This window comes from uncultured Oscillibacter sp. (assembly GCF_900544955.1).
Lineage (GTDB): Bacteria > Bacillota > Clostridia > Oscillospirales > Oscillospiraceae > Oscillibacter.
The window spans coordinates 29,704-45,019 of sequence record NZ_UQXD01000016.1; the positions used below are offsets into that span (position 1 = coordinate 29,704).

15 protein-coding genes and 2 pseudogenes are annotated in these 15,316 nt (G+C 64.0%); 12 read left to right on the forward strand and 5 right to left on the reverse strand.

What is annotated here, in order from left to right:
* Window positions 1–10: 10 nt before the first annotated feature.
* Window positions 11–157, reverse strand: a pseudogene (locus QZS21_RS05630) (sporulation transcriptional regulator SpoIIID); the annotation flags it as partial.
* Window positions 158–494: 337 nt separating this feature from the next.
* Between QZS21_RS05630 and QZS21_RS05635 the strand changes: the two are divergent.
* The 9 genes from QZS21_RS05635 to QZS21_RS05675 all read left to right on the forward strand — a co-directional run bounded on the left by QZS21_RS05635 (window position 495) and on the right by QZS21_RS05675 (window position 9,372).
* On the forward strand, window positions 495–1,256 hold the full coding sequence (locus QZS21_RS05635) for an amidohydrolase family protein (RefSeq protein ID WP_295581170.1): 762 nt from the start codon (window positions 495–497) through the stop codon (window positions 1,254–1,256).
* Window positions 1,257–1,350: 94 nt separating this feature from the next.
* Window positions 1,351–2,505 carry a substrate-binding domain-containing protein gene (locus QZS21_RS05640; RefSeq protein ID WP_295581172.1) on the forward strand — a complete coding sequence of 385 codons (1,155 nt, stop codon included), beginning with the start codon at window positions 1,351–1,353 and terminating at the stop codon, window positions 2,503–2,505.
* 95 nt (window positions 2,506–2,600) lie between these two features.
* On the forward strand, window positions 2,601–4,088 hold the full coding sequence (locus QZS21_RS05645) for a sugar ABC transporter ATP-binding protein (RefSeq protein ID WP_295581175.1): 1,488 nt from the start codon (window positions 2,601–2,603) through the stop codon (window positions 4,086–4,088).
* 76 nt (window positions 4,089–4,164) lie between these two features.
* Complete coding sequence (locus tag QZS21_RS05650) at window positions 4,165–5,079, forward strand: ABC transporter permease (protein WP_295581177.1); 915 nt, start codon at window positions 4,165–4,167, stop codon at window positions 5,077–5,079.
* A gap of 3 nt (window positions 5,080–5,082) precedes the next feature.
* A complete protein-coding gene (locus QZS21_RS05655; RefSeq protein WP_295581179.1) occupies window positions 5,083–6,048 on the forward strand; it encodes an ABC transporter permease in 966 nt (321 codons plus the stop codon).
* Between the two features lie 87 nt (window positions 6,049–6,135).
* Window positions 6,136–6,522 (forward strand): nuclear transport factor 2 family protein, encoded by a 387-nt coding sequence (locus QZS21_RS05660; RefSeq protein ID WP_295581181.1) that lies wholly within the window; start codon window positions 6,136–6,138, stop codon window positions 6,520–6,522.
* A 166-nt stretch (window positions 6,523–6,688) separates the two neighbouring features.
* Window positions 6,689–7,444 carry a metal-dependent hydrolase gene (locus QZS21_RS05665; protein ID WP_295581183.1) on the forward strand — a complete coding sequence of 252 codons (756 nt, stop codon included), beginning with the start codon at window positions 6,689–6,691 and terminating at the stop codon, window positions 7,442–7,444.
* A gap of 25 nt (window positions 7,445–7,469) precedes the next feature.
* A complete protein-coding gene (locus QZS21_RS05670) occupies window positions 7,470–8,654 on the forward strand; it encodes an MFS transporter (protein WP_295581185.1) in 1,185 nt (394 codons plus the stop codon).
* Between the two features lie 4 nt (window positions 8,655–8,658).
* Complete coding sequence (locus QZS21_RS05675) at window positions 8,659–9,372, forward strand: cyclase family protein (protein WP_295581187.1); 714 nt, start codon at window positions 8,659–8,661, stop codon at window positions 9,370–9,372.
* A 207-nt stretch (window positions 9,373–9,579) separates the two neighbouring features.
* Here the strand turns inward: QZS21_RS05675 and QZS21_RS05680 are convergent, their stop codons facing one another.
* From QZS21_RS05680 to QZS21_RS05690, 3 genes and pseudogenes are all read right to left on the reverse strand, one after another.
* On the reverse strand, window positions 9,580–11,124 hold the full coding sequence (locus QZS21_RS05680; RefSeq protein WP_295581189.1) for a recombinase family protein: 1,545 nt from the start codon (window positions 11,122–11,124) through the stop codon (window positions 9,580–9,582).
* A 16-nt stretch (window positions 11,125–11,140) separates the two neighbouring features.
* Window positions 11,141–11,284 (reverse strand): hypothetical protein, encoded by a 144-nt coding sequence (locus QZS21_RS05685; protein WP_295581191.1) that lies wholly within the window; start codon window positions 11,282–11,284, stop codon window positions 11,141–11,143.
* Between the two features lie 192 nt (window positions 11,285–11,476).
* Window positions 11,477–11,605: pseudogene (locus QZS21_RS05690) on the reverse strand (sporulation transcriptional regulator SpoIIID); the annotation flags it as partial.
* Window positions 11,606–11,786: 181 nt separating this feature from the next.
* On the opposite strand from QZS21_RS05690, the gene QZS21_RS05695 reads away from it, so the two are divergent.
* Genes QZS21_RS05695 through deoD form a run of 3 tightly spaced genes read left to right on the forward strand, consistent with a single transcriptional unit; the run spans window position 11,787 to window position 14,160 of the window.
* Window positions 11,787–12,308, forward strand: a complete 522-nt coding sequence (locus tag QZS21_RS05695) for a nitroreductase family protein (protein ID WP_295581193.1) — start codon at window positions 11,787–11,789, stop codon at window positions 12,306–12,308.
* 13 nt (window positions 12,309–12,321) lie between these two features.
* The gene (mtnA, locus tag QZS21_RS05700) at window positions 12,322–13,392 is read left to right on the forward strand and encodes an S-methyl-5-thioribose-1-phosphate isomerase (protein ID WP_295581195.1); all 1,071 of its coding nucleotides are present in this window, start codon (window positions 12,322–12,324) and stop codon (window positions 13,390–13,392) included.
* Window positions 13,393–13,425: 33 nt separating this feature from the next.
* Window positions 13,426–14,160 (forward strand): purine-nucleoside phosphorylase, encoded by a 735-nt coding sequence (gene deoD, locus QZS21_RS05705; RefSeq protein WP_295581197.1) that lies wholly within the window; start codon window positions 13,426–13,428, stop codon window positions 14,158–14,160.
* 290 nt (window positions 14,161–14,450) lie between these two features.
* Here deoD and QZS21_RS05710 read toward each other — a convergent pair.
* The coding region (locus QZS21_RS05710; RefSeq protein WP_295581199.1) for a DUF4179 domain-containing protein at window positions 14,451–15,316 on the reverse strand (866 nt) is incomplete at its 5' end.

A 15,316-nucleotide genomic window follows, 5' to 3' on the forward strand; every position in this document is an offset into this window, starting at 1 on the left:
TGCGTGCACGCTAGGTGCCGCGGTACTTCTTGCGGGTGGCAATGCCCCCCCGGATATGCCGCTGGGCCTTGTTGACATCCAGCACCTCCTTGACCTGGAGATACAGCGCCCGGTTGAACTGGGGCAGCCGCTCGGAAATGTCTTTATGTACGGATGCGGCAAAAGGGAACGGTCCGGGACGCCGGGCGGGCGGCCCCCTGCCGGCGGAAACGCCCTTTTTTTGGGGGCGGAGGCCCTCTGCGGCGGTGCGGCTGCACACCCCGGATAGATGCGCAAATCAAGGAATGCCAGCGTTTGCATTGGTCAAAACACACAAAAATAGTGCGCAATATTGTTAAGGGGATGTAAAGATTTCCTTGCATTTGCAGATGGGCACTGGTATAATTCATCATGTGATTTGCCGAATTATGTATAATTTGGTCAATTATACCAATGGACAATACAAAGGGCAGGACGGAACTTTGAAAAGGAAAGGTGTGGAATGAATGGGCGTCATGATTGATTCTCACGCGCATATCGGGAGCTCCTGGCTGAATACGATCAAAAATCCCTTTTCGCCGGAGCGGCTGATGGAAATTTACACGGAGCTGGGGATTCAGTATGCCTGCATCAGTACCTGGGACATCCTCAACGATATCCCCCGGGGCAATGAGGAGGCCTACCAGCTCAGCAAGCAAGAGTCCCGCTGGATTCCCTACGTGGTCTGCTGCCCGCTGCAGGAGGAGCAGTCGGTGGAGCAGATCAAAAAGTACGTGGGGGACTGCGGCTTCAAGGGCATCAAAATGCACCCCACCGTCAACGGCTACCGGGTGGACTCCCTGCGGATCATGGAGCCGGTGATGAAGCTGGCCGCGGAGTACCATGTGCCGGTGATGTTCCACGGGGAGCATGACGCGTTCGGCAGCCCCTACCAGTTTGCCGCCCTTGCCGAGGCATTCCCCGAGGTGGACATCATTGTGGCCCATCTGTGCCACAACCTGTGGATTGACGCCATCGAGGTCTGCCGGGCCCACAAGAACATTTATCTGGATACCGCCGAGGTCAGTACCCATAACTTCAAGCTGGAGAGAGCCATCCGCTTCTGCGGGGCGGACAAGATCATTTTCGGCACCGATTCCCCCTGCACGGACATCCAGTCCCATATGGCCATCATCCAGAACATCAACACCTACTATCCCGGCACCCTTGACCAGGCGGGCCTGGACAAGATCATGGGCGGGAATATCGCAAGACTGCTGCATCTGGAGCTGAAGTGAGAGCAGCCCGCCGGCAGGGCGGGCAAGGCTGTCCCGCCGCCCTGCCGGCGTAAGCTACTACAATATTGATGCATTGTTGAAAGGGGAAAATCTGATGAAGAGCAAGAGAATCGCCGCCCTGTTCCTGACGCTGGTGATGGTCATCGGCCTCGCCGCCTGCGGCGGCAACGCAAATTCCGGCACCACCTCCGGCGGCTCCAGCGGCGGCACCACCTCCGACGGCACGGACTCCGGGGAGAAGACCTACAAGATCGCCCTGAGCAACTCCTACCTGGAAAACGGCTGGAGACAGGAGATGATCGCGGTCTGCGAGCTGATGGCCGCCACGGACCCCTACTATGAGAACGTCCAACTGGACGTCTACAACACGGACAACACGGTGGAGGCGCAGGTGGCCTCCCTGGAGTCCCTGATGGAGATGGGCTATGACGCCTTCCTCATCGACGCCTGCTCCGACAGCGGACTGAACAACGTGATCGACCAGGCGGTTGCCAAGGGAATCGTGTGCGTGACCTTCGACTCCAACGCCACCACCGATAGCTGCTACACCATCTCCCTGGACTATGACGCCGCGTTCGGCCTTGTGGGCGCGGTGATCTGCGAGGCCATCGGCGGCAAGGGCGAGATCGCCATGGACCAGGGCATCTGGTCCACCTCCAACGGCCAGGCCATGCACGACGGCGCTTTGAAGGGCATCAATTACTTCCCTGACGTGAAGGTGGTCGCCGAGTATGAGGGCGAGTGGAACGACGGCCTCAACCAGGACAGAGTCAGCACCATTCTCGCCACCCAGCATCTGGACGCCGTCATCGGCGAGTCCCACGCCGCCAGCATCATCAAGGCCTTCAAGACCGCGGGCATTGATCCGGTCCCCACCTCCGGCGACGTGTACAACATGAATATGTGCGAGCTCTACTACAACGATCTCGTGGGCGGCTGCGTGGCCACCTACACCGGACTGTCCATCATCGCCATGGATACCGCCATCGACATTCTCAACGGCAAGATCCCCGACTCCAAGGAGATCGTGATTGTGCCCGACGCCAACATCGTCAACGCGGAAAAGATCGGCGTGGACGTGGTGGACAAGTGGGCCAAGGAGCTGGGCGCCACCTACGTGCTGGTGAAGGAGAACGAGAACTTCTCCAAGGACTGGCCCGAGCAGTTTATGTGGCCCTGCCTCCCCGCCAGCTATCCCCGCCAGCTGACGGCCCAGGCCGTGATGGACTACATGGCAAGCGTCTTCTAAAAAATTCCACACACTCTTTTTTAACAATAGGTTGCCTGCTACGGGCAACCTATTGTTAAAAAAATGATGATGAGAATGCCCAAAGGAGTTTTTTCATGGCAGATTTTGAAATGCGTGGGATATCCAAGAGCTTCGGCAATGTGCACGCCCTGATCGATGCGGATTTTTCCGCCAACAAAGGGGACATCATGGGGCTGCTGGGGGAGAACGGCGCGGGCAAAAGCACCCTCATCAAGGTGCTTGCCGGCGTGGTAAAAGCGGACTCCGGTAAAGTGGAGCTCTTTGGAAAACCGGTGGACCACTCTACGCCCAAGGCGGCGATGCACGCGGGCATCCGCGTGGTGCACCAGGAGCTGAGCCTTGTGCGCAGCGCGACCGTTGCGGAGAACATCTTTATCACCGAGGACGAAAAGCCATTCTCCAGAAAATCCCTTAAAAATTTGAATAAACGAGCTCTTGAGCTCTTTGAGACCCTGGACGTCGACGACCTGGACCCGTCGGCATATGTGGGCACGCTTCCCCTGGCCTCCTGCCAGAAAATTGAGATCATCAAGGCCGTGGCCTTTGATTTCGACGTTCTGGTGCTGGACGAGGCCACCTCCGCCCTGACGGAAAAGGACACGGAGTGGCTGTTCCGCCTGATGGAGCAGCTGGCGTCCCAGGGGAAGATCCTGATTTTCATCTCCCACCGGCTGCAGGAGGTGAACCGCATCTGCACCCGGATCATCGTGTACCGGAACGGGACGGATGTGCGGGTGGCCGAGAAGGACGAGCTGACCACGGACGAGATCGTGACGGAGATGCTGGGGCGGAAGATGTCCGGCTATTACCCCGACAAGGAGAATCTGATCCAGGACCGGGTGATGCTGCATGTGGAGGATCTGCGGAACGAGACGCTGAACGGCATCAGCTTCGACCTGCACGCAGGCGAGATTCTGGGCGTGGGCGGACTGTCCGGCCAGGGCCAGGCCGCGCTCTTCGAGGCGCTCTACGGCGCGTCCAAGTGCACGGGGACCATTGAGGTGAACGGTGAGAAGGTGCGGATGACCCATCCGGCGGCGGCGCTGGCAAAGGGCATCGCCCTGGTGCCCGAGGACCGGGCCAACGAGGGGTTGGTGCTGCCCCTGTCCGTCAAGGAGAACATCTCCCTGGCGTCCCTGAGCAAGTTCGTCAAGGGCGGCCTCCTGAATTTCAAGGCGGAGAGGGAAGCCGTTGACGAGATGATCCGGGAGCTCCAGATCAAGACCGACACGCCGGAGGTCCCCGTGGTCAACCTCTCGGGCGGCAACCAGCAGAAGGTGGTTCTGGCCAAGCAGCTGCTGGCCAAGCCGGACATTCTGCTGATGTACGACATCACCAGAGGCGTGGACGTGGGCACCAAGCGGGAGATGTTCAACCTCATGGTGGAGCATTGCAGGCAGGGGAAGGCCGTCCTGTTCTTCTCAACGGACACGGAGGAGCTGACCCACATGTGCAGCAGCGTTTACGTGATGTACGAGGGGCGCTTCAAGGCGCATCTGGAAGGCAGTGAAATCACGGCAGAGAACATCATCCGTGCGTCCGTGGGTGAAGCCGCCATTTGATATTTGAGAGGTACATATGTTTAAGAAAGAGCCGAACAGGCTTCCGCTTCCGAACATTACTCCGGACGGAAAACGCATGTTCATATCATTGATTATTTTGGCCGTGCTGCTGGTGGCCACCGGCGTCGTCATGCCCAGCATGATCAGCGTCTCCCGGTTTTCCAGCATCACCAACGGCCAGCTCACCACCCTCTTGGCAAGCCTTGGCCAGACGCTGGTCCTGCTGGTGGGCGGCATCGACCTGTCCGTGGGCGGCGTGATCTGCATCATCAACTCCCTGGCCGCCGTGGCCATGCCGGAGAGCGGCGTGGGCATTCTCCTCTTCTGCATCGGCTGCCTGGTGATCGGCCTTGCCATCGGCGGGTTCAACGGCTTCATCGTCACCAAATTCAACGTGCAGCCCTTCATCGTCACCTTTACGGTGAACTACATCCTGCTGGGCATCTCCCAGCTGATTCTCGACCGGGACGGCGGCGCCCCGGCCAAGGCCTTCACCAAGGTGCTGATGGCCAGCTTCGGCCCCGTCTCCCTGGGCGTCATTTTGATGCTGCTGATCGTGGCGGCCTGGACCTTCCTCAGAAGGACCAAGTTCATCCGCGACGTCTTCGCCGTGGGCACCAACGCCAAGGCCAGCGCCATGAACGGCATCAATGTGGTCCGGGTGAAGCTGCTCACCTTCGCCATCTCCGGCGGCTGCGCCGCCCTTGCGGGCCTGTGGCGCACGGCGCAGCTGGGCTCGGGCTCTCCCACCGCGGGCAACGCCCTCACCACCCCCACCCTCACCATCTCGGTGATCGGCGGCACCAGCATGATGGGCGGCATCGGCGGCATGTACGGCACGGTGGTTGGCGCCTATATTCTCCGCATCATCTCCGACTTGCTGACCTTCCTGGGGACCAAATCCTTCTGGTCCACGGTGTTCCAGGGCATTTTCCTCGTGGCAACCGTGGTTGTTTGCTCTGCAATTGATAGAAAGAACAGGAGCAAGTGAGATATGAGTAAGACTAAATTGTTTATGGAGAAAAACGGGACCATCCTCTCCCGCTACTTGATCGTCATTATCCTGTTTGTGATGATTTCCATTCTCCGCCCCGGCTTTTCCAGCGGCTCCCACGTGAAGGTGCTGCTGCTGGAGGCCGCCATCATCGGCATCGCCGCCATCGGCCAGACGTTCGTCATCCTGACCGGCGGCATCGACATGTCGGTGCCGTGGCTCTTCACGGCGGGCGCCATGGCGGCCTATGTCTCCGGCCGGGTGGAAAATGTGAACTCGGTGCTGGTGATTTTGCTGATCCTCCTGGGCGGCTTTGCCCTGGGCATGATCAACGGCGTGGCGGTGGCCTACCTGGGGGTGCCCTCCATCGTCATGACCATCGGGCTGAACACCATCTTGCAGGGGTCCGTGACGGGCCTCACCTCCGGCGCCGTGAACGGCGTTGCGCCCGGCATTATCTATACCCTCGCCACAGGCTCCATCTTCAACATCTCCTACGGCTTCCTCCTCTGGATGGTGCTGATCGCCGTCGTGATGCTGATTTTGAGGAAGACCAAGTACGGGCGCTCCCTCTATGCCCTGGGCAACAGCAGGGGCGTGGTGTACTTCTCCGGTATCAAGCGCCAGCGGGTGGAGGCCCTGGCCTACGGCGTGAGCGGCCTGTTCGCGGCGCTGGCGGGCATGCTCATGGTGGGCAAGACCGGCTCTGCCTATCTGGGCATGGGCAACCCGTTCCAGTTTGAGTCCATCGCGGCGGTGGCCCTGGGCGGCGTGTCCATGGCGGGCGGCAGCGGCAGCTATATGGGGACGGTGGCGGGCTCCATGACCATCGCCGTGCTTTTGGCGGTTCTGACCGCCTTGAACCTCTCCCCGGCGCTGCAGCAGATTTTCTACGGGCTGATCCTGTTTGTGGCCATCCTTGCGGCCACGATTCAGAACAACCGGAAGATGAGCTCCAAATTATAATGGTCCCAAGAGCAGATCCGGCCCGCGGCAGTGGGCCGGATTTGTCAAAGGGAAGGAATTTCCGATATTGCAGAAAGGACGGAGCGTATGGAAGACCTGACAAAGAGGAGCACGGAAGAGGTGCTCCGCCATCACCTCAAACACGTGCAGAGCTGCAATCTGGAGGAGACCCTTGTGGACTACACGGAGCAGAGCACCCTCATCAATTTTTCGGGCCCCAAGCACGGCCTGGAGGAGATCCGGGCGTTTTTCGCGGACTCCATGAAGACCTGCCTGCCGCCGGAGTCCGTCTGGGTCAACGAGACCACCTATGTGGACGGGGAGATGGCCTACACCATCTGGACGGCGGAATCCCCCTTTTACAGCATCCCCTACGGGACCGACACCTACATCATCCGGGGCGGAAAGATTATCCAGCAGACCTTTGCGGGCATTTTGAACGAGAAGCCGGCGGAGGGCGGGGAGGCGCCGTGACCCCCCGCAGGGGACGGACGCGGCACGCCGGCGGTGCGGCAGAGACGGGGGAGGGCCGATGGGCCGGACCCCGCGGCGGCCCGGTTCCAAAACACCCGGCGCGGGCGACGGGGTCTTCCTCCGGCCCGCCCGCCCACGCCTTTTTGAGAAAGGGATGGTCATACCGATGAAACAGCAGACGATTACCTGGGTGGGACACGGCTCCTGGAAGATGGTGACGCCCTCCGGCACCGTGATCTATGTGGACCCCAACATCCGCAGAAACCCGGCCTGCCGGATCTCTCTGGAGGACTGCTATGACGCGGACATCGTGTGCATCACCCACGGGCACGACGACCACATCGGCTGCGGCGACGCCATTGAAATTGCAAAGGCCGCCGATGCCACCCTGGTGGCGCTGGCGGACTTGTGCCTGTATGCCAGCCGCCACGGCTATCCCTATGATAAGGGCGGCGGCGCGACGGGCGTAGGCGCCAATGTGCGGGTGGCGGACTGCGCCATTCACTGCGTGCACGCCGAGCACACCTCCGCCATCTGGGGGTACGAGTATGAGACGGACGGCGTGATGATGCCCGGCACGGGCTGCTGCGGCTTTGTCATTGCGCCGGACGGCGGGGTGCCCGTCTACTTTGCGGGGGACACGGGGATTTTCAGCGACATGAAGCTGATCGGGGCCCTCTACCACCCCGAGGTGGCGGTGCTCCCTGTGGGGGACAAGTACGTGATGGGGTTGATGGAGGCCTCCGTGGCCGCGGGGCTGATCGGGGCGAGGACCGTCATCCCGGGGCACTACGACACGTGGCCCCCCATCCGGCAGAATATGGACGAGTTTGCGCGGCTTCTCGCGGAACATGCCCCGGACTGCACCCTGCGGGTGCTGAAGCCCGGCGAGAGCACGGTATGCGAAAGCGACCGGCACTGAGGGGACCGGACGGAGGGACGGAGCGATGAGGGGGACACGAGACAACAAGACCGCGCTGCTGCTGGCGGCGGTGTGCTTCTGGTTTGCGCAGTATGTCTACATCCCCTTCCAGACGCCGTACCTGATCGCCATGGGCGTCACCAGCCGGGCGGTGGGCGCCGTCGTCGGTGCGTACGGCGTCTCCCAGATGCTGCTGCGGCTGCCTGTGGGCGTTCTGGCGGACACGGGCGGCACCCATAAGCGGCAGATCGTGGCGGGCTGCCTCGCCTCCGGCGCCGCCTCTCTGGTGCGGCTGGCGCTGGACAGCGGCGGGGGGTACTTCCTCGCCAACCTGCTGTCCGGCCTGGCCAGCGCTATGTGGATCTCCTTCATGGTGCTCTATATGAGCTACTACGCCGGGGAGGAGCAGCAAGCGGCGACCAGCGATCTGATCCTGTGCAACAACCTGGGGATTCTGCTGGGCTTTGGGGCCAGCACGCTGTGCTACGACCGGCTGGGAATGCGGGCGGTCTGCGCCTTCAGCGTGGCGGCGGGCGTCCTGGGCATGCTGTCGGCCCTGCGGCTGGAGGAGGCCCCGGCGGCGCCCCGGGCGCTGCGGCCCGGCGCACTGCTGGGCGTGTGCAAAAACAAAAGGCTGCTGCTCTTCTCCTGCCTGGCCCTGATCCAGCAGGGGGTGCAGCTGTCCACCACCATGTCGTTTACCACCCAGATCGTCCGGGACCTGGGGGCGTCCACGGCGATGGTGGGGGCGTCCTCCATCGTGTACATGCTGGTGGCGGTGTCCTCGGCAAAATTTGCGGCCTCCCGGCTCTGCGCCAGGCTGGGGGCCCGGTTCTGGGTGCCGGTGATTTTCGGGGCAATGGCGGCCTACTGCCTGCTGGTCCCCCGCATCGGCTCCGTGGCGGGCATCTGCGCGCTGCAAGTGATTCCCGGGCTGGCCTCCGGCATCCAGTACACCTATTTGACCGCCGGGGCCATGCAGCAAATTCCGCCGGAGAAGAAGTCCACGGCCATGGGGTGCTATCAGGCGGTCTACGCGCTGGGGATGACGGTGCTCCCCGTGCTGTGCGGTCAGGCGGCGGAGCGGACCTCCATGAAGGATGCCTATTTCCTGCTCGCGTGTGTCTGCGCCGCCGGTATGGCCGCCGCAGGCTGCTATGGTTTTGGGGAGCGGAGAAACAAGCGGTACCATTTGACGAAAGGAGTATGAGGCCATGAGTTTGAACGCGCTGCAAGAGGCCCTGCGGGACATGGAGATCGTGGAGCTGGGCCAGTATCTGGAGGAGGGGATGCCGGCGCATCCCAGCCACTCGAAGTTTTACAAGGTCCGCTGGCACGGCTTTGCGCTGGGGGACAGCTGCAACGACTTCCAGCTGATTTTGAACGAGCACAACGGCACCCATGTGGATTCCTTCGGCCACTATGTGGACCGGCCCGGATTTGAGATGATCGACGGCGTGCCCCTGGAGAAGCTGTGGGGCCCCTGCGTCACGGTGGATGCCACCTTTTTGCAGGCCCATGAGACCCTGGAAAAGGAGCATCTGCTGGCGTGGGAGGCCGTCCACGGCCCGATTCGGGAGGGGGACGGCGTGCTGGTGGACTTCGGCTGGATGCAGTACTGGGCCCTGCGGCCCGACGACCAGAAGTTCTGCCACGACTACCCCGGCGTGGGCGCCGGTGCCGCCGCCTATCTGGTGGAGAAAAAGGTGCGGATGGTAGGGGTGGACACCCTGTCCGTGGACCGGGACGGGGCGGGCACGGACCCCGCCCACAACGCGCTGCTGGCCAACCGGATTCCGGTGGTGGAGAATCTGCGCAACCTGGGCCGGCTCCACAACCGGCGCGGGTATTTCGTGGTGCTGCCGCTGTTGATCCGGGACGGCTCGGCCTCTCCGGTGCGCCCGGTGGTGCTGGTGGACCGGGAATAGGGCCGGGCGGGCCCGGCGTTTCTCCCGGGCCGGATTGGCGCGGCAGGGACCCGTTCCCCCAGGGGAGGCGGGCACCGCGGCCAGGGCCGGGAGGGCGCCTGGAAAAAAAGAGAGAGCCCCGCCGGGGACCGCGTGCGCGGTCCCCGGCGGGGCTTGTCCGTAGTCCGGGCCCGGGGCGGCCGGAACGCCGCCGGTTTTGCGGACGGCTTAGAGGCCCGCCCCGGTGGCGCCGGAGGGCTGGGGGGAGAGACGGAGATAGACGTCCACGGTCTCCTCCCCGTCCACCTCGATCTTCTCAATCAGCTGCTTGAGTTGCGCGTTGTTCAGGTTCTGTACGGTGAGATAGCCGCCCAAGTTCTGAAAGAGGCGGTCCGTCAGCTCGTCGGCGGCTGCGGCGCCTCCGGCGGTTTCCGCCAGGCGGCGGAGCTGCTCCTCCAGCTGGCCCACCTCGGCGCGGGTCTGGGTGAGCCTGCGCTCCAGCTCCTGCCGGGTGATCAGGTCGTCGGTGTAGAGGTCCAGATGCTTTTGGCGGCTCCGCTCCAATTGGTTCAGGCGGGTTTGCAGCTCCCGGCGCCGCGCCTGGGCGTCGCCGCCCTCCGGCCCGGCCCGCTTCAGCGCCCGGCGGACGGCCTGGGCGATCTGCCGGCGGTTTTGCAGCAGCGATTGGAAATAGGCGTCCAGCTGCGCAATGAGCATGTCCTCCCGGACGGAGGCGGCGTTTTCGCACTGGCCGCTCCCCTGGCCGTTCCGGCGGCTGCAAACCCAGCGGACGTAGGTGCTGCGGTAGGTGCGGCTGATGCGGCGAAAGGACCAGCCGCACGCCTTGCACCGGATCAGCGTGGAGAACAGGTACTTGCCGCTGTGGCGCGTCCGCTCCTGGTGAAACATCCGCTCCCGGGCGGCCATGATCTCTCCGGCCTGCTGGAACTCCTCGCTTGAAACGATCTGCAAATCCGGCCGCTCCGTGACCAGCCAGTGCTCCGCGTCGATCTCCCGGCGGGCGCTGGTGAGGAAGTCGCAGATCTCCTCCTTGCCGTTGACGACGGTTCCCGTGTACAGCGGATTGGTCAGAATGCGGCAGACGGCGGTCTGGTTCCAGGCGCAGTTTCGCTTGGTCCGGAGCCCCTGCTGGTTGAGCATGGAGGCGATCCGGCTGCCGCCCCAGCCGTCGTGGATGTACCAGTGGTAGATTTGGCGGACGGTCCGGGCCTCCGCAGGGTTGATGGTCAGGTGGAAGATGTCCCCCGCCGTTTTGTCGTACCCGTAGACCAGGTTGGGCACCCGGCCCCGCTCCGCGTTCATGCGCTTGCCGAATTTGATGCGCTTGGACATGTTGGCGGACTCCTCCTGAGCCAGGGCGCCGAACACCGTCAGGATAAACTCGCTGTCCCCCAGGGAGGTCATATTGGCGGTGAGGAACAGGGTCTGGATGCCCAGGGTCTTCAGGCGGCGAACACTTTGCAGAAGGTCCACCGTGTTTCTCGCCAGGCGGGAGATGTCCTTCACCACCAGCATGTCGAAAAGGCCCTGCTCCGCGTCGGAGAGCATCTGCTGGAACTGCCTGCGGTGCTTGACTTTGGTGCCGGAGAGGCCCTCGTCGGCATAGAGGCGGACCAGCTGGTGGCCGGACTTCTCCGCATAGCCGATGAAGAAGGCCTTCTGGGTCTCCAGGCTGTTGAGCTGGTCCTCCTTGTCCGTGGAGACGCGGCAGTAGGCTGCAATGTTGATGGTGAATACCCCCTTTCCGTCCAATCTGCAGTGCGTCAGGTCAGGCCCCGGGCTGGCCGGAGGGGCGCCGCCGGGCCTGGAGGGCCTCCTGCTGCAACTGCGGCAGCGCGGCCTCCACCAGCAGGGCCAGCAGCGCCTCGGCATACGCCTCCGGGGGCTGGGGGGGATGGATACGAATCGTCACGGCTTGTCCAACTCCTTTTGCTTCGGGATGCTATATGCTATGTGCGCCGGTGCGGATTAGAACGGCGGACGGCAAAATTCCGCTCCCGGGACGGGCCGCCGCGTCCCCGGAGCGGAGCGGCGGAAGAGGGCGTCCGCCGGCCGGCGGGCGCCCTCTTCGGGGGGAAGCGTGATGGGGGCGGCGGCCGTTCCCTTTTGTCACATCCATATGTACCGTCGATTTGCTGATGCCGAATTTCTGTGCAGCGGCGCGGACCGTGGCCCGGTTCTCTATGATGTAAAGAGCCAGGCGCTCCGCCCGCTCCTCCATATTTCCTTTCAACAAACAACACTCCCCGCCTCTTGTTGGTTTATCCTATGCGGCGCCGGGACGGGATATGAGCGCCGGAGAGGGAGTTTTGCGCCCGCCGGAAAAGCGGGGGGCGCAAATAAGTGGTTGGACCGGGCCGGGGAATGTGCTATGATGAAGGCAGCAGATAATCAGCAGAAAGGAAGTCGGTTTTATGAATGAGACCCTGCGTGTTTTGAGAGAGCGCCGCAGCATCCGCGGCTACCGGGCGGAGCAGGTGGAGGAGACCGCGCTGAACGCCATTTTGGAGGCGGGGACCTGGGCCCCCAGCGCCATGGGCCGCCAGTCCGCCGTGATGGTGGCGGTGCAGGACCGGGAGACCATCGCCCTCATGTCCCGGCTGAACGCGGAAATCAAGGGCTGTCCCGGCACGGACCCCTTCTACGGCGCGCCCACCGTGGTGGTGGTCCTGGCGGACGGCGAGCAGCCCAACTGGCTCAAGGACGGCTCCCTGGTCCTGGGGAACCTGATGAACGCCGCCGCCTCCCTGGGCGTGGCCTCCTGCTGGGTCAACCGGGCCACGGAGCTGTTTGAGCTGCCGGAGGGCAAGGCCCTGCTGCAAAAGTGGGGGCTGCCGGAGACGCTGCGGGGGGTGGGCAACTGCCTCCTGGGCTATGCCGCCGAACCGGCCCCCGCCCCCAAGCCCCGGAAAGAGGGCTACATCGTCCGGGCGTGAGGGGCGGGAGAGTATGAAGGACGCCATCCATGACGTGACCCACGTCCAGAACATCCGCTACGACAAGGCGGCGGAGGCCCTGTATATCATTGACCAGACCCTGCTGCCCGGGGAGGAGCGGGAGATCCGCCTGGAGACGGCGGAGGAGATGGTGGAGGCCATTCAAAAGCTCCGGGTCCGGGGGGCGCCGGCCATCGGCATCTGCGCCGCCTACTGCATGTACGCCCTGGCCCGGACCCTGCCAGAGACGGACTTTTTTGAGACGCTCCAGACCTGCGGCACCCGGCTGAAGGCCGCCCGCCCCACGGCGGTGAACCTGGGCTGGGCGGTGGAGCAGATGCTGGCCGCGGCGGAGGCGTGCCGGGCCGGGGGCCGGGAGGCGGTGCTGGATGCGCTGTACCGCCGGGCGGTGGACATCCACCAGGACGACATTGCCAAGTGTACCGCCATTTCCGAATACGGCTTGAGCCTCCTGAAGCCGGGGGACGGGGTGCTGACCCACTGCAACGCCGGGCCGCTGGCCACCTCCCGGTACGGCACCGCCCAGGGGCCCTTCCTGCTGGCGGCGGAGCGGGGCATCCCCCTCCGGGTGTTTGCCGACGAGACCCGCCCCCTGCTCCAGGGCGCCCGGCTCACCAGCTACGAGCTCCACCGGGCAGGGGTGGATGTGACCCTCATCTGCGACAACATGGCCTCCATGGTGATGAAAAACGGCTGGGTTCAGGCCTGTTTTGTGGGCTGCGACCGGGTGGCGGCCAACGGCGACACCGCCAACAAAATCGGCACCTCCGGCGTGACCATTCTGGCCAAGCACTACGGCATTCCCTTCTATGTGCTGGGCCCCACCTCCACCATCGACATGGCCTGCCCCGACGGGGACCACATCCCCATCGAGCTGCGGGACCCGGAGGAGATCCGCTCGCTGTGGTATGAGACCCCCATGGCCCTCCCCGGCGTGCCCTGCTACAACCCGGCCTTCGACGTGACGGACCACAGCCTCATCGCCGGGATCGTCACGGAAAAGGGCATCTGCCGCCCACCCTATACCAGGAGCTTGGCGGCGCTGTTCGACAACAAAGGGTAATTTTTGACGAGAATTCTACAAGGAGGAATTCATATGGCAGTGAAAGAGTCCCCCTCCGCCTGCATCGCGGCGGACGAGGCCCTGGTGGCCAAGGCGGTGCTGATGCCCGGCGATCCCCTGCGGGCCCAATATGTGGCGGAACACTATCTGGAGCAGCCCGTCTGCTTCAATACCGTGCGCAACATGCTGGGCTATACCGGCACCTACAAGGGCCGCCGTCTCTCCGTCATGGGCCACGGCATGGGCGTGCCCTCCATCGGCCTGTACACCTATGAGCTGTACCAGTTTTACGGCGTGGAGTCCATCCTGCGCATCGGCTCCGCCGGCGGCGTGGGGGACGGCGTGAAGGTTCGGGACGTGGTGATCGCCATGGGCGCCTCCACCAACTCCCGCTTCGCCGACCAGTACCGCTTCCCCGGCCAGCTGTGCGCCACCGCCTCCTGGCCGCTGCTGCGCACCGCCGTGGAGGCGGCGGAGCGGCTGGGGGTCCGGGCGGATGTGGGCCAGGTGTTCACCGCCGACCAGTTTTACAACGACAACCCCGAGGCCGGGGAGGCCTACCGGAAGTTCGGCATCCTGGCCCTGGAGATGGAGACGGCGGGGCTGTACTGGACCGCCCAGCGCCTGGGGAAGCAGGCCCTCTCCATCCTCACCGTCTCCGACCACATCTTCACCGGGGAGTCCCTCTCCGCCCAGGAGCGGCAGGACTCCTTCCACGAGATGATGGAGATCGCCCTGGAGACCGCCTGGAAGTCCCTGGGGGAGTGAGCCGCCCGCCCCGAAGCGCGGAAGCAGAAAAAACACGTCCCCCGCCGTTCGGCGGGGGACGTGTTGAACTTTTTCGGGAAGCTGCGGCCCACGGCGCGCACGTGCGGGGGATCGAAGCCGCACCGCTTGCACGTGTGCGGCCTGGGAGGGCTGTTCCGCCGCGGACATGCCGCGGCAGAACAGCGTGCTATCTCCGTCTGCCGCTCCGAAAGCGAAACAGACGTTTGGACAAGCGGAAGCGTCCCCCGCCGAACGGCGGGGGACGCGTTTCATGGAAGGAACCGCCGGAATCAAGTTCCGGAGAGGGGGTAGACCACGCCGCCCACGGAGATGCTCTCCAGTTCCTCCAGGGGGAGAAGCTCCTCCAGCACGCAGCTCTTGGAGCAGACGGTGGTTCCGTCCCGGGGCTTCAGGCTGCCGCCGGCGCCGCTGAGGTTGATGACCGTGCCGTCGGTCCGGGTCAGCAGGATTTCCACGTTCTCCAGGTACCGGGCCATCTGGCGGCTGTCCTCTTCGCTCTGGCGCCCGCTCCCGGCGTTGCTCCAGACCACCGCGCTGTCCGCGGTGTAGTCCACGGTCACCGCCACGGGAGAGACGGTGACGGCGTCCACGGTGAAGGTGATGCCGTCCTGGCGGAAGGTCTCGCCGCCGCCCAGGGCCACGGAGGCGTCTCCGTAATCCACGTCAAAGCGGAACTTCCAGTGGCCGTCCACCACCGGGACGCTGGTCCCGGCCGTCTCGTCCCAGCGGAAGAGGCCGTTGAACTCCGCCGTGGCGGTGGTGCCCATGAGGGAGCGGTCGGCGCTGATGGTTTGGACCATCTGGATGGCATTGTCGGCGGGGTCCTCATCCACAAACCAGGCGCTGCCATGGGACCCGCCCGGAATGGAGATGTCCGCGCCGCCGGTGCCGCCCGCCAGCAGGGAGCGGGCCTCCAGGCCCTCCGGCAGGAGGGGGGCGCCGTCGTCCCGGCTGATGGTGTAGATGATGCAGGCGTTGTAGGGGTCGCCGATGATGGCGTCGGCGGTGATGGTGATGCCGTTGCTCGTGTCGCCGGCGCCGATGGGACGGCCGATCTTGTCGATGATCTCCGTCTGGGCCACCGCCCCGCCGAAGAGGGGGGCGAAGGCCTCCGCGGCGGATTTCAGCACGCCGG

Bases quoted from the DNA above. Each gene is read 5' to 3' on its own strand.
- QZS21_RS05670 (WP_295581185.1), top strand. From the start codon at position 7,470: ATGAGGGGGACACGAGACAACAAGACCGCGCTGCTGCTGGCGGCGGTG.
- QZS21_RS05650 (WP_295581177.1), top strand. From the start codon at position 4,165: ATGTTCATATCATTGATTATTTTGGCCGTGCTGCTGGTGGCCACCGGC.
- deoD (WP_295581197.1), top strand. From the start codon at position 13,426: ATGGCAGTGAAAGAGTCCCCCTCCGCCTGCATCGCGGCGGACGAGGCC.
- QZS21_RS05675 (WP_295581187.1), top strand. From the start codon at position 8,659: ATGAGTTTGAACGCGCTGCAAGAGGCCCTGCGGGACATGGAGATCGTG.
- QZS21_RS05645 (WP_295581175.1), top strand. From the start codon at position 2,601: ATGGCAGATTTTGAAATGCGTGGGATATCCAAGAGCTTCGGCAATGTG.
- mtnA (WP_295581195.1), top strand. From the start codon at position 12,322: ATGAAGGACGCCATCCATGACGTGACCCACGTCCAGAACATCCGCTAC.
- QZS21_RS05660 (WP_295581181.1), top strand. From the start codon at position 6,136: ATGGAAGACCTGACAAAGAGGAGCACGGAAGAGGTGCTCCGCCATCAC.
- QZS21_RS05695 (WP_295581193.1), top strand. From the start codon at position 11,787: ATGAATGAGACCCTGCGTGTTTTGAGAGAGCGCCGCAGCATCCGCGGC.
- QZS21_RS05635 (WP_295581170.1), top strand. From the start codon at position 495: ATGATTGATTCTCACGCGCATATCGGGAGCTCCTGGCTGAATACGATC.
- QZS21_RS05665 (WP_295581183.1), top strand. From the start codon at position 6,689: ATGAAACAGCAGACGATTACCTGGGTGGGACACGGCTCCTGGAAGATG.
- QZS21_RS05655 (WP_295581179.1), top strand. From the start codon at position 5,083: ATGAGTAAGACTAAATTGTTTATGGAGAAAAACGGGACCATCCTCTCC.
- QZS21_RS05640 (WP_295581172.1), top strand. From the start codon at position 1,351: ATGAAGAGCAAGAGAATCGCCGCCCTGTTCCTGACGCTGGTGATGGTC.